Consider the following 13397-nt stretch of genomic DNA (forward strand, 5'->3'; position numbering starts at 1 on the left):
AATATAATTGTATAATCGCATGAGCTTTATGTAAAGGATTGAAATATGGTAAGTGCTTTAGAGTTAGCAAAATATATTCTTAAAGTATCTGATAAAGATTTAAGTAATTTGGAGTTACAAAAAACTTTATATTTTACAGAGCTTGACTATATTAAAGAATTTGATGAACCTTTAATTTCTGATGATTTTGAAGCTTGGAAATATGGACCTGTCGCAAGAGAAGTCTATGTTGAATATCGCAATTATGGTGCTAATTCTATTGATAAACCAGAAAAGGAAACCCTCTCAAAAAAATTAACAAAAGAGCAATTAGGAATTATTAATCAATCTATTGAAAAATGCAACAAAGAATCTTATTGGAATCTAGTTGAAAAGAGCCATAAAAAAGATGGTGCTTGGGATAGAAGCTTTAAAGAGGATAAAAAAGAGATAATTAGCAAAGAATTAATAAAAGAGGAAGCAAAATCTTGATAGATGCCAAAGATAAGGAGCTAAACAATATTGTTAGGCAACTATGTGAAAACCAAAGCTTAAATAAAATAAAAGATGAAATTATCGAGAAACTTAAGGAAATTTACACAGAAGAATATAGGCATAAATATTCAGAAATCACTACTATTATTATAAATTCAAAAGATGTAGAACAAACCTCTATGACATTTACACAAAACTTTAGACTCATTAATGAGGAGTTTGGCAAAGAAGAACAATCTACAAATATTAAACTTGGATTAGAAAAACTTTATGACCATATAAATTTAGAGTGCATTAGACTGCAAGATTCTGATAATAAAATAAATGAGATTAAAGATGTTTCTAATGAACTAGATAGAAACTATAAAGCATTAAAGCAAAATTTAAACAAGCAACAAATTCAATATATAACGATTTTGGGGATTTTTGCCTCTATTGTTTTGGCATTTGTTGGAGGATTGGTATTTTCAACTTCGGTTTTATCAAATATCGACAAAGCAAGCATCTATCGTTTGCTTTTTGTCATAGCTTTTATAGCTTTATTTTTTGGAAATATTTTGTATTTATTGTTTAACTTTTTATCAAAAATAGCTCTAGTTAAGGATGACCAAGAAGCTTGGCTCAAAAAACCTATTTATTGGTTTAACATAATTACCATAATATTAATTGCGGTTGGTTTTGCGGGAGAAATATAGAGTAATTATTTTCTGTTACACATAAATCCTCGCCCTTAAAGCCAAAGATTCCACGACAGACACAACCCACCTAGAAGCCCAAATTAATTTCTTTAATCTATCAACTCTATAATCTCACGAGTGAGGAAATAAGACTTGTAGAATCTTGAAGTTCGTTTGTGCATAATGTTGGAGATACTACATAAGGAGTAAATATGACTTTGGTTATTGAAAATGCAAGCAAAGAGTTTTTGCCACTTTTTCAAGAAGTAGCTAGACTTGGCAAAGCAAAAATCACTATAGCAGAAGAAAATAGCAACGAAGAGATTGCCCAAGCAATTGAATAATTTGAAAAAGAGGGCAAAGAGGGCAAAACGAAGCGATACAAGGATATTGCAGAATTTCAAAAGGCTATGAATGCCTAAATATCAGCTAGAAACTTCTAGCAAATTTGAAAAGCAATATAAAAAATTATCCCAAAAAGACAAAGAGGTTTTGCTTTTGCTTTGTATCCGTATAGGTAGCCATAGTGAGCTATTTGGTGGATAGAGCAAGATAGAAAATCTCCTTAATTGTAAAAAGATATCCATCATTCACCAAAGTAAAACTAAAGAATCTCATAATATCAATTCAAATAGACACTTTAGCTTTTGCAAAGCTTCAATATAACACTAAGGAACAATAACCAAAAAGAGATATGCAACCCCAAACGCACATAGCAAAATAATCCATACTCCTTCTAGCAATATAAAGATTCTTAGATAAGCCTTTTTAAAAGAGGGGTTCTATCGCTTTATTTTCTTTAAGTTTTGCTAAATATTATAATAAATTCGCTTCCCTTTCCCACCTCACTTTTTACTTCTAAACTTGCTTGATGATAGGAGAGAGCAGATTGGACGATAGATAATCCAAGCCCTGTGCCTCCTAATTTCTTACTGCGACTTTTATCCACGCAAAAAAACCGCTCAAAGATTCTTTGGTGTAAGTGTTGGGGGATACCAATCCCACTATCTTGTATGCTAAGTCTTATTTTCTCCCCCAAATCTTGCAAAGAAACTTTGACAAACCCGCCTTTAATGTTATATTTAATGGCATTATCCATCAAATTAAAAATAAGATTTTCTATTAAGCTTTTCTCCCCTAAAATATGGCACTCCTGCAAATCCAAAATGATTTCAACTTCATATTGTGCAGCAATGAGTTTTAACCGCTCTGCAACTTTTAAAATACTGCTATGTAAAGCAATCTTTTGTTTTTGTAGAGTTTCTCCTCCTCCCTCATCAAAGAATGAGAGCTTTAAAATTTCATCAATCATTGCTAATAATCTCGTGGATTCTGCTAGTATCTTGTCGATAAAATTTGGTATATCCTCCTTTTTTACAAGATTATTTTTTAGCATTTCAGAGCTGGCAAGTATGGAAGTTAGAGGAGTTTTTAGTTCGTGCGTTACATTGGCACTAAATTCTTTTCTTAAGTTTTGTGCGAGTTTGGTTTGCGTAATATCCCTTATAATAATAACCATTCCCTTACATTTATGCTTGACAAAAATAGGCGTAAAAATTACCTCGCATTCGAAGCTTGAAAGCTGCATTTGCAAGGTTTTGCTTGTCTGCTTTTTATGTTTTTTAAAATCCTTAAGAAGGTTTAGCAAGGTTTTCAAAAAATGGGATTCCTCAAGCGCATAAATGATAGTGTGAGAATTCAGGTTTTTAAAATACTTTTGCACGCTTTTATTAGTGGATAGAATATCCCCGTGTTGGTTAAGCAAAATTAAGCCATCACTCATATTCTCTGCTAATAAAAGCATTTCTTGTTGCTTTTGGCGGAGATGCTTTAACTGGGTTTTGATAACTTTGTTTTGGGATTTGATTTTTTTAACGAAGCTATGAAGCTCAAAATAAAGAGAATCTTTTTTTAAATGCTCTAAATCAACCTTTAAAATGGGTTTTAAAATAGCCTTTGTTAGGACTCTAGCTAGAAGAAAACAAAGGAGCAAGGCTAAGAAAAATTCTAAGAAAAAATAAGGCAAGAGCTTAAAAACTAGGGCTTTAATATATTTTTGCTCTTTGGCGATTCTAAGGATAAGCTCCCTCTCTTTTAAAAAAACTGCATAATAGAGTGTTTTAGCCCCTAAAGTATCAGAATAGCGGATACTTGTAGATTCTCCATTAAGGAGGGCATTTTGGACTTCTTCTCGCTTAATGTGATTTTCTAAATCCTGTTTTAAGCTATCATACAAAACATTTCCCCTTGTATCTATAACGCTTATACGATAATGGGAATCTTTAAGGGATTTAAGGAGTAATTCTATCTTTGTTAAATCCTGTGGTAATTGCTCGATTAAAGGTTTGGATTGGTTTTTTAAATCAAGCAAGGACTCTTTTTGAAAAAAGGATTCTAAGCTAAAGATTAAAAAGACATTAGCAAGGAATAAAAGACTTAAACTCCCCATAAAAATAGAAAAAAAGATTCTTCTTTGCATATTAATCTTTAGAAAATTTATAGCCAATACCGCGTATGGTTTTAATATGATTACCCAAATCTCCTAATTTTTGACGCAATGTTTTGATATGAATATCTAATGTTCTGCTCTCTGTGCCATAATTATATCCCCATAAAATCTCTAAAATCTCCTCCCTGCTAAAAGCCCTTTCTTGGTTTTTTAAAAACAACCCTAAGAGTTCAAACTCTTTTAAAGTCAGGCTAATAGGCTTATTATCGATTTTTAGTTGATGCTTAGTGATAGAGTAGTTAAGATTATTAAAAACAATCTCTTCTTGGTTACTATTTTTTCGTCGCAAAATCGCACGAATCCTTGCTAAAAACTCCATCACTCCAAAAGGCTTGGTAATATAATCATCAGCCCCATAATCCAAGCCCTTGACTTTATGGATTTCATCATCTAAGGCTGTTAGCATTAAAACCGAGATTTCTTTAGTATTAGGATTAGTTTTTATTTTTTGGAGGATTTCAAAGCCATCCATTCCGGGCAATAAACAATCTAAAACTAGAATCTCTGGGAGTGCTTGTTTTAAAGCTTCTTGTAATTGCAAAAAATCACTAAAACCTTTTGCTTCAATATTTTGAGACTTTAGGGCATAAAGCACAATCTCTAAAATGGCTTTTTCATCTTCTAAAACATAAACCAAAGGATTCCTTGTTTTTAAAAGAATTTTAGCATATCAGCCAAATCTTCCTTCAATATACTCACGGGTTTTTTGTTTTTTGGCTTTATGAAATATTTTTTCCGTATCCTCATATTCTATCATCTCCCCTAGCAAGAAAAATGCTGTTTTATCGGAGATTCTTAAAGCCTGTTGCATATTATGGGTTACGATAACAATCGTATATTCTTTCTTTAAACTCAAAATCAATTTTTCAATTTTTGCAGTAGAAATAGGATCTAACGCACTTGTTGGCTCATCCATTAGAAGCACTTCGGGATTAGTAGCGATTGCCCTTGCAATACATAGTCTTTGTTGTTGCCCACCACTAAGACTTAGGGCATTGGTTTTTAAGCGATCTTTTAAATCTCCCCATAAACCCACATCCACTAAAGAGGATTCGATGATTTCATCAAGTTTTGTCTTTTTCTTAATCCCGTGTGTTTTAGGACCAAAGGCGATATTATCATAAATACTCATAGGAAAGGGATTGGGCTTTTGAAAAACCATTCCGACTTTTTTACGCAGTGTATTAATAGGAATATCTTTATAAATATCTTTATTTTCAAAAAATATTTTTCCTTTAACCTTAAACTCCTCCACCAAATCATTCATACGATTAAGGGTTTTAATAAAAGTAGATTTACCACAACCACTAGGACCTATAAAGGCTGTAACCTTGTCTTTATAAATCTCCATATTAATGTCTTTTAGGGCTAAAAAAGAACCATAATAAAGATTCATTTTTTTAATATTAAAACAGATTTTTTGCATTTTTATCCTTTCGTTAATCTTTTAGCGATGCAATTTGCTAGGGAGTTTATAACAAATACCATTACTATTAACACCATAGCCGTAGCATAAGCTTCATTAACAAATTGCCCCTCACTAGAGATAATATACATATGCACACTAAGCGTTCGTCCAGATTCTGTTAATCCCGCTATCTTTGCCACACCCCCTGAAGTATAAAGCAAAGCCGCACTCTCTCCTACTATCCTCCCTATGCTTAAAATAATCCCTGCTAAAATAGTTGGGATACTAGCAGGGAGAATAATCGCAAAAATGGTTCGTAACTTTCCAGCACCAAGTGCAAAACTTGCCTCTCTAAATTCTATGGGGGTAGATTTTAGCGCTTCTTGGGAGCTTCTTAGGATTAGGGGTAAAATCATAAGGCTTAATGTTAAAGCTCCCGATAAAAAACTTATTTTCAAGCCAAAATAAATCACAAAAGCCAAATAACCAAACAAACCATAAACAATACTAGGAATCCCTAAGAGGGTATCCGAAGCAATTTTTATAACATAAAGGAGTTTATTTTTCTTGCTATTGTATTCATTAAGAAAAATGGCACCAAAAATCCCAATAGACGTTGTTAAAAGTATAGAAAATGCCACCATATTTAAGGTGTTAATAATTGCAGGTAGCATAGAGATATTTTGGGAGTTATACTCCCATTCAAAGAGACTAGGAGAGAGATGCAACACTCCTTTATAAAAGATAAATCCTATTAAGATTCCAAAAATACCCAAAGTGGTTAATAACGCAAGCTTGGTAACCAAAGAGAGACAAAAGGATAATGTATCAATTTTTGTTTTCATTGTTTTTCTTTGACGAGATTAAGACTTGTATTAATAAGAAGTATAAAGACAAATAAGACAACAGCATTAACAATTAAAGCCTCTCTATGTAAATCTGTCGCATATCCCATTTCAAGGGCAATATTTGTCGTGAGGGTTCGCACTCCATCAACAAGACTATGCGGGATTTGCACTTGATTACCCGCTACCATAATTACCGCCATTGCCTCTCCAATAGCCCTCCCAACCCCCAAAATAATAGAGGATAAAATACCGCTTCTAGCCGCTAAGAGGCTGACAAAAAATACGCTTCTCTCTCTAGTTGCCCCTAAGGCTAAAGCACCTTCACAATAAGACTTTGGAACGCTATCAAGAGCGGATTTAGAGATTAGGATAATCGTGGGTAAAATCATAATGCTTAAAATTAAGGCAGCAGCTAAGACGCTTTTACCCGAAACCCCATTAAAAGTCTCACTTATCCAAGGCACTATTATCACAAGCCCAAAGAATCCATAAACAACAGAGGGGATAGCACCTAATAATTCAATAGCAGGCATTGCAAAAAACTTTATTTTCTTAGAGGCAAAAGCAGATAGATAAATCGCACTTAAAACCCCAATAGGAACACCAAGCAAAATCGCTAAAGCACTCACATAAATACTCCCAATAATCATAGGGAATATTCCAAAAATATCTTCTGTGGGATACCAATCAAAGCCGAAAATAAACTCTAAAAATCCTATCTGAAAGAGTGTAGGGATAGCATTTCCAAACAAAAATACACAAATCATTATCACACAGAGTATAGAAATACAGCCAAAAATGGCAAATATTCCCTGTGCGATTCTTTCTTTTATCATCGCACTTGTTCCCAAGTCGTAATTTCACCTAAAAATATTTTTCTTACCTGCTCTTTGGTGAGATTAGTAATAGAGTTTTGTTGATTGACAATAACGGCTAATCCATCAATGGCTAATACTTGAGGCTTTACACCCCTTTTTAATTCACTCTCTTTAACCTCTCTTGATACCATTCCTATATCAGCAATTCCTTCTACCACAGAATTTACTCCTATGGTGGAATCAGATTGGGAGATTTCTATATTTGCCTTTGGATTAATTTTGACATAAGCTTCTTTGAGCTTCTCCATAAGGGGAGTAACCGAGCTTGAACCGGCAATGATTAACTTTCCACTGGGATTTTTGCTTTTAAAGCTCCTTTTGGCTAAGGAAATATAACCCGCTTTTTCTATAATAGGCTTTGCTTCATTAGATAAGCTATAAGCTAAAAAATCCTCGATTAAAGGATTTGTGCTTTTTGTAACGACATTAAAAGGTCGTGAAATAGTATAGCTTTTGTTGGTGATATTTTTGACACTTGGGGTTATCCCATCAATCTTGAGAGGTTTGATAGTATTATTTAACGCCCCTAAAGAGATATAACCAATAGCGTTTTTAGAGTTTGCAACACTTGTTAGCATTATGCCGGTGGAATTTGTAATCTCTATCTTCGAGGAAATAGCATCAATTTTTTTGTTATTAATAGTTTTGTGGATTCCAAAAATATCTACAAAAGCCCCTCTAGTTCCTGAACCCATTTCCCTTGAAATAGGATAAATATTTTCTGCAAAGACATTAAGGGATAGACAAGCTAGTATCCATAGACTTAAGATTGTTTTTTTCATAAGATTGCTCCTTGATTTAAAGTAATAGCAAAAGTATAAAAAGAGAATGTAAAAAAGAATACGCAAGAATTGTAAAGTTTGTGTAAAGTGCAAAGTTTTCTTTAGTGATATTTTGCTTCGAATAACAAAGCTAAACTTCTATAAGGGGATTCTTAAAGAAAAATCTTTAAGAAAGGGTTTTAAGCCATTTCAAGATTAGCTAAAGCATTTTGAAGTCGCAGTAGAATTTCTTCTTTTTCTAAACTAGCCAATAAAGGAGCAAGACTAACCCCTCCACTTTTGCCTAAAAGCGCAAAACGCAAAAGCATAAAAAAACTCTTAGGTTTAATGCCCTGAAAGTTTGCAAAGGATTCTAGCTCTGTTTCGGCTACTTTTGTAGAATCAATAGGGTTTTTGATAGCCTTAAAATAAATAATGAGTTCTTTAAGTAGATGTATATTCTCAAGGGTTTGTAGTTTATTTTTCATTTTTTCATCATAAGTTTTTACAGGCAAGAGACACTCTTTTAAAAGAGCGACAAATTCTTGCAAGGTTTTAGAACGTTCTTGCAGTTCTACATACAAAATATCCTGTATTTTTTGGGAGGGGATTTGTTCGTTATAAAGCGGAAGCAAGGCATTAATAGAATCAACACTTAGAACTTTAAGATAATGGCTATTAAGCCATAAAAGCTTTTCTTGATTATAAGCAGATGGAGCAGTATTTAAATCATTGGGATTAAACAATCTAAGCATCTCCTCTTTGCTAAAGATTTCTTGGTCTCCATAGCTCCAACCTAGACGAATAAGGAAGTTTAAAAGAGCCTCTGGAAGATAACCCATACTTTGGTATTCCATAACATTCATTGCCCCATCTCTCTTGCTAAGTTTATGCCCTTGGGGATTTAAAATCATTGGCACATGGAAAAACTTTGGAATCTTAAAGTTCAATGCTTGATAAATGAGTATTTGCTTAGGGGTATTACTTAAATGATCATCCCCCCGAATAATATCTGTAACACCCATTAAAGCATCATCAATAGCCACGACAAAGTTATAAGTAGGGCTACCATCACTCCTTGCGATGATAAAATCATCAATCTCTTTAGCGTTAATGGATATTTTGCCCTTAACCCCATCATCAAAGCTAATTTCACCCTCTAAGGGTGCTTTAATCCTTACAACAGGCTGTATCCCTTGTGGGGGAGTCCCTTGAAAATCCCGATAACGATTGTCATAACGCGGTGTCTTACCCCTAGCCTTTTGCGCTTCCCGTAAATCCTCTAGCTCCTCTTTACTCATATAGCAATAATAAGCCTTGCCCTCACCTAAAAGCAATTGGATATATTTTTCATAAATACCAAAACGTTCACTTTGGTAAATCACCTCTCCATCATAGTCCAAACCCACCCAATCAAAAGCTCTCAAAATAGCTTCTTTAGCCTCATTAGAGTTTCTAGCCTTATCGGTATCTTCGATGCGTAAAAGAAATTTCCCTCCATTAGCTCTTGCATAAAGATAATTAAAAAGCGCTGTTCTTAAGCCCCCAATATGCAAATATCCCGTGGGGGATGGGGCAAATCGTGTAACAATGTTTGTTTCCATAAAAACTCCATTCTTATGTCTATGTTATGATTTTAAGATTATAACCAATATCCCTTTTGATTGATTTGAACAAAGAGAGCATTTTAGATTTAATCTCCCCTTGCAGCCTCATCCCTGCCATTAAAATCTTAAATCTAATGCCTAGCTTCCTCCCAATAAAAACTGCAAAATCTGGATTGCTTTTGTAAATTTCTTTTACCAAAGGATTTCTCAAACACCACTTCTTTAGCACTTAAATCCTCATCAAACTTCGCAATACCACAAATCCCTATCCAAGTAGAGTAATTATCATAAACACTCCAATGCTATATTGTTAAATTGTATATGTTTAGAGGGCTTTAGCGGTGCAAAAACAATTTATATTTTTCATCAAACAATTACGCAATGTGGATAATTAATCCTTTCTCTACTTAAACAAATTTATTTTATATTTAAGATTTTTCCTAATACATTTAAGATAAAGTCGGATATTCTCCCAATTATCTGCAATACCTGCAGTCATAGATAAACCTAATCAAAACAGAATCGTATAAAGAGCAAACCCATATCCAAATAAGCAAAAGCAGCAAAAGCTATCTTTTTCTTTAAAAGTTAAGGATTGTAATGATAGCCTCACTCTTTTATTTTAGGATAGCCCCATATATTCCACTTTTACAGCAAGGAATAAGACTCTTAGAGATTAAAATAATCCCTAATGGCTTCTACCTTATCCGTTCTCTCCCAAGTAAATTCTGGTAATTCTCTACCAAAATGTCCATAACTTGCAGTTTTTTGATAGATTGGGCGGAGGAGATCTAAAGATTCGATAATCCCCTTAGGTGTAAGACGAAATAGCTCTTTGACGCATTTTTCGATTTTAGAATCTTCAAACTTTCCTGTTCCGTGGGTATTAACTAAAATAGAAACAGGCTCTACCACACCGATGGCATAGGCTATTTGAATCGTTGCTTTCTCGCAGATTCCACTTGCTACAAGGTTTTTTGCCACATAGCGCATCGCATACGCCCCGCTTCTATCAACCTTGCTTGGGTCTTTCCCGCTAAAAGCTCCCCCACCGTGCGGACAACTCCCCCCATAAGTATCCACGATAATCTTTCTCCCTGTCAAGCCCGCATCCCCTTGAGGACCACCAATGACAAACTTCCCTGTAGGATTAACAAAATAGCGAATATTATCTTTGGCAAATCGCTCGGGTAGAGACTTTTTAACCACCTCTTCAATAACTGCACTCCTTAAGGTATCTTGTGAAGTTTCTGGGCTATGTTGCGTAGAGACAACAATCGTATCAATGCCTACTGGAATCCCATCGACATATTTAATCGTTACTTGGGATTTACCATCAGGGCGCAAAAAGGGCAAAGTTCCATCTTTTCTAGCTTTTGCTAGATTTTCTGTGATTCTGTGAGAAAGATAAATAGGCAGAGGCATTAACACATCAGTTTCTTTACACGCATAGCCAAACATCAAGCCTTGATCCCCCGCACCAATCTCGCCATCTTCTCTATCCACACCTTGATTAATATCTGGGCTTTGCTCACCAACACCATTTAAAACCCCCGCACTATGATAATCAAAGCCATATCTTGCATCAATGTAGCCAATCTCTCTAATCACTTTTCTTGCAATGTCTTGCATTGGTGCATAAGTATGTGTTTTTAGCTCTCCAGCGATTACACAATATCCATTAGATAAGAGAGTTTCACACGCTACTCTAGCTTTCACATCCCGCTCAATAATGTAGTCTAAAATCGCATCACTGATTTGGTCTGCCATTTTGTCAGGATGTCCCTCTGTAACAGATTCGGAAGTAAAAAGAAATTCTTTTTTCATAAATTCACCTTGTATTTGAAATATTTTCTTAATTTTATCGCTAAAAGCTTAAAATCTACCTCAAACGTTTTTAGCGGGGTCTAAAATTTATTTTTTTAATTTTAGTTTTATTTACTTTAGAGTATTATTCCTCCATTGATATTTTTTATCAACAAATTATTTTTATAACAATACATAACAAAGGATATTTACTATGTTAGTAACAAAAAAAGCTCCAAATTTTAAAGCTCCTGCTGTTTTAGCAGACAATCAAATCGTAAATGATTTTGAACTTTCAAGAAATCTTGGTAGAAATGGTGCTGTTGTATTTTTTTGGCCAAAAGATTTTACTTTCGTGTGTCCTTCTGAAATCATTGCGATGGACAAAAGAGTAAAAGACTTTAGCGAAAAAGGCTTCAATGTCATTGGCGTTTCTATTGATTCAGATGTTGTGCATTTTGCTTGGAAAAACACTCCAATCAATCAAGGTGGAATCGGTAATGTTCAATTCCCTATGGTTTCTGATATTACTAAGCAAATCTCAAGAGATTATGAAGTACTTTTTGATGAAGCAGTTGCATTAAGAGGTTCATTCCTAATTGACAAAAATCAAGTTGTTCGCCACGCCGTTGTTAATGACTTGCCACTTGGTAGAAATATGGATGAAATGTTAAGAATGTGCGATGCTTTGACATTTTTCGAAGAGCATGGTGAAGTTTGCCCGGCTGGTTGGAACAAGGGCGATAAAGGTATGAAAGCAACTGCTGAAGGGGTAAAAGAATACCTTTCTGCTAACGCCAATAATCTTTAATCAAAAAATGGGGAGAATCTTTTTTTCCTCATTTTTAATCTTTTTATCTAACATTTCTCTATTTTCCAAATCTTTAGTTTTTTATCATAAATTTATCAATCTTAACTCAAGAAACTTTCAATTAACACTATTCAACATAAATTAATAAGGTTTAGTAAAAATAAACAAGAGAAATTCATCAATTATTTCTTATTCAAAAAAGCTTTAAGTAAGAATAAATGGATTTTAACTGCCTAAATGAACTCAAAAATTAAAACTAACTCAATGAACTCCACAAGAAAAACTTTAAACGACAATCTATAATTAAAGATTTTGAAAGAATTGATATTTTTTTATAATGCTATATGCTATAATCCAGATTTTACTAAAAGGGGAATTATAAAGCAAGGAAACATCTTTCAATAATTCGCTTTATTCCTCACCTTTATAAAACCCAAAAAGCTATAAATTGACTTTTAGAATATCTTTTAAGATATAATTTATGTTTTAATCATAAAATAAAAGTTGCATTACCTTGTAGCAAAAGCATTTTAAAGAAGGAGGTACACATTAATGAAAGCTCAATCATTAACCGCTAAAATATCAGGTCTAGTTATTATCACTTTTGTAATTATCATATCATTGATAAACTTCATATACTATAAGAGTTCAGCAAGTATTGTTGAAGAACTTTATCATACTATACAAAATAGTATTCTGGAAGCTTCTTATACAACAATAAATATTACGATGAATATTGAGGCTAAACAGCATTTAGAATTTGCAGCAAATATGCTCTCTAAAGTCAATAAAGATGATGTTGTTTCACAAAGAGAAATTCTAAGCTACACATCACAAATCGTAAAATACGCAGATATTTTTGTAGCCTATGAAAATGGAAATTATCTTGTTGAACTCTATCCTGAAGAGCCAAAAACGACCTTTAATAATAATTGGGATATTCCAGAAATAGATATGAAAATGCGCCCTTGGTATCAAGAAGCAAAAAATGCCGGTAAATTTATTGTTACTTCCGCTTATATTTCACAAGCTGGCGCACTAAAAGGAAAAGAAGTTGCAACTGCAGCATTACCAATTTATCAAAATGGCAATTTTATAGGTGTTATTGGAGTGGATATTGTTATTGGAGATTTTCAAAAAAGATTTGAAAATTTTGTAATTGCTGCGTTACCTAGTCTTTCAGTATTTATTACCGATGATAATGGAGAAATCATCTCCCATAAAGACAACAACTTGATTCTAGATAATACAAGGATAGAAGCCGAAAATGCAATACGTGATGCTGCTAAAATTTCTAAATCCGGAACTGCAAATTATGATTATTTGGGTGCGAGAACTGTGCATTATGCACAAATGCCATTTGGTTGGATAATCGGAGTTTCTGCAAATCAAGATGACTATGTTCGCGGTGTGCAGTCTGCTGTTATTAAAAATACCTTAATTGCTCTTATTTTATTAGCCATTGGCGTCTTAATACTCTATTTAATCATTAGAGGATTCCTTAAACCCATCTCCACCATCCAAAAAGGATTATTTTCTTTCTTTTCTTACATTAATCACGAAAATAAACAACCCCTTAGTGCTATTAAAATCTCCTCTAACGACGAATTTGGTCAAA

14 protein-coding genes are annotated in these 13397 nt (G+C 33.6%); 6 read left to right on the plus strand and 8 right to left on the minus strand.

Translation table 11 applies throughout. The annotated features are described in order from the left end of the window. The first annotated feature begins 45 nt into the window (after positions 1-45). From C6H18_RS01705 to C6H18_RS09690, 4 genes are all read left to right on the plus strand, one after another. A complete protein-coding gene (locus C6H18_RS01705) occupies positions 46-471 on the plus strand; it encodes a Panacea domain-containing protein (RefSeq protein WP_104721381.1) in 426 nt (141 codons plus the stop codon). Beyond that, positions 468-1169 (plus strand): hypothetical protein, encoded by a 702-nt coding sequence (locus C6H18_RS01710; RefSeq protein WP_233704026.1) that lies wholly within the window; start codon positions 468-470, stop codon positions 1167-1169. Before C6H18_RS01705 ends, C6H18_RS01710 begins: the two co-directional genes overlap by 4 nt. A gap of 194 nt (positions 1170-1363) precedes the next feature. Continuing rightward, positions 1364-1495, plus strand: coding sequence for a hypothetical protein (locus C6H18_RS09685; RefSeq protein ID WP_267891860.1), 132 nt, complete (start codon positions 1364-1366; stop codon positions 1493-1495). 70 nt (positions 1496-1565) lie between these two features. Continuing rightward, positions 1566-1697, plus strand: a complete 132-nt coding sequence (locus C6H18_RS09690) for a hypothetical protein (RefSeq protein ID WP_267891861.1) — start codon at positions 1566-1568, stop codon at positions 1695-1697. Positions 1698-1950: 253 nt separating this feature from the next. On the opposite strand, the gene C6H18_RS01715 is transcribed toward C6H18_RS09690, so the two are convergent. From C6H18_RS01715 to metK, 8 genes are all read right to left on the minus strand, one after another. Then, positions 1951-3630, minus strand: coding sequence for an ATP-binding protein (locus C6H18_RS01715; RefSeq protein ID WP_233704027.1), 1680 nt, complete (start codon positions 3628-3630; stop codon positions 1951-1953). 1 nt (position 3631) lies between these two features. Then, positions 3632-4297 (minus strand): response regulator transcription factor, encoded by a 666-nt coding sequence (locus tag C6H18_RS01720; RefSeq protein WP_104721383.1) that lies wholly within the window; start codon positions 4295-4297, stop codon positions 3632-3634. Between the two features lie 33 nt (positions 4298-4330). After that, on the minus strand, positions 4331-5086 hold the full coding sequence (gene pstB, locus C6H18_RS01725) for a phosphate ABC transporter ATP-binding protein PstB (RefSeq protein WP_104721384.1): 756 nt from the start codon (positions 5084-5086) through the stop codon (positions 4331-4333). A 2-nt stretch (positions 5087-5088) separates the two neighbouring features. Continuing rightward, complete coding sequence (gene pstA / locus C6H18_RS01730) at positions 5089-5913, minus strand: phosphate ABC transporter permease PstA (RefSeq protein WP_104721385.1); 825 nt, start codon at positions 5911-5913, stop codon at positions 5089-5091. After that, a complete protein-coding gene (gene pstC, locus C6H18_RS01735) occupies positions 5910-6752 on the minus strand; it encodes a phosphate ABC transporter permease subunit PstC (RefSeq protein WP_199770099.1) in 843 nt (280 codons plus the stop codon). Before pstC ends, pstA begins: the two co-directional genes overlap by 4 nt. After that, complete coding sequence (locus C6H18_RS01740) at positions 6749-7576, minus strand: substrate-binding domain-containing protein (RefSeq protein ID WP_104721386.1); 828 nt, start codon at positions 7574-7576, stop codon at positions 6749-6751. The genes pstC and C6H18_RS01740 overlap by 4 nt, the downstream gene beginning before the upstream one ends. Before the next feature lie 179 nt (positions 7577-7755). Next, on the minus strand, positions 7756-9159 hold the full coding sequence (gene gltX / locus C6H18_RS01745) for a glutamate--tRNA ligase (protein ID WP_104721387.1): 1404 nt from the start codon (positions 9157-9159) through the stop codon (positions 7756-7758). A 672-nt stretch (positions 9160-9831) separates the two neighbouring features. Continuing rightward, entirely contained in the window at positions 9832-10989 is a 1158-nt protein-coding gene (gene metK / locus C6H18_RS01755; protein ID WP_104721389.1) for a methionine adenosyltransferase, read from the minus strand. A gap of 193 nt (positions 10990-11182) precedes the next feature. Here metK and C6H18_RS01760 point away from each other — a divergent pair, with 193 nt between their 5' ends. Both C6H18_RS01760 and C6H18_RS01765 read left to right on the plus strand, forming a co-directional pair. After that, on the plus strand, positions 11183-11779 hold the full coding sequence (locus C6H18_RS01760; protein WP_104721390.1) for a peroxiredoxin: 597 nt from the start codon (positions 11183-11185) through the stop codon (positions 11777-11779). Between the two features lie 552 nt (positions 11780-12331). Next, positions 12332-13397, plus strand: a 1066-nt coding sequence (locus C6H18_RS01765; protein ID WP_199770100.1) for a cache domain-containing protein, incomplete at its 3' end; no start/stop codon positions are given.

Source organism: Helicobacter mesocricetorum (assembly GCF_900198605.1).
Lineage (GTDB): Bacteria > Campylobacterota > Campylobacteria > Campylobacterales > Helicobacteraceae > Helicobacter_D > Helicobacter_D mesocricetorum.

Excerpts from the sequence above, each read along its gene's own strand:
- pstA (WP_104721385.1), bottom strand. The coding sequence starts at position 5,913 with ATGAAAACAAAAATTGATACATTATCCTTTTGTCTCTCTTTGGTTACC.
- pstC (WP_199770099.1), bottom strand. The coding sequence starts at position 6,752 with ATGATAAAAGAAAGAATCGCACAGGGAATATTTGCCATTTTTGGCTGT.
- C6H18_RS01715 (WP_233704027.1), bottom strand. The coding sequence starts at position 3,630 with ATGCAAAGAAGAATCTTTTTTTCTATTTTTATGGGGAGTTTAAGTCTT.
- metK (WP_104721389.1), bottom strand. The coding sequence starts at position 10,989 with ATGAAAAAAGAATTTCTTTTTACTTCCGAATCTGTTACAGAGGGACAT.
- C6H18_RS01740 (WP_104721386.1), bottom strand. The coding sequence starts at position 7,576 with ATGAAAAAAACAATCTTAAGTCTATGGATACTAGCTTGTCTATCCCTT.
- gltX (WP_104721387.1), bottom strand. The coding sequence starts at position 9,159 with ATGGAAACAAACATTGTTACACGATTTGCCCCATCCCCCACGGGATAT.
- C6H18_RS01705 (WP_104721381.1), top strand. The coding sequence starts at position 46 with ATGGTAAGTGCTTTAGAGTTAGCAAAATATATTCTTAAAGTATCTGAT.
- pstB (WP_104721384.1), bottom strand. The coding sequence starts at position 5,086 with ATGCAAAAAATCTGTTTTAATATTAAAAAAATGAATCTTTATTATGGT.
- C6H18_RS09690 (WP_267891861.1), top strand. The coding sequence starts at position 1,566 with ATGCCTAAATATCAGCTAGAAACTTCTAGCAAATTTGAAAAGCAATAT.
- C6H18_RS09685 (WP_267891860.1), top strand. The coding sequence starts at position 1,364 with ATGACTTTGGTTATTGAAAATGCAAGCAAAGAGTTTTTGCCACTTTTT.
- C6H18_RS01760 (WP_104721390.1), top strand. The coding sequence starts at position 11,183 with ATGTTAGTAACAAAAAAAGCTCCAAATTTTAAAGCTCCTGCTGTTTTA.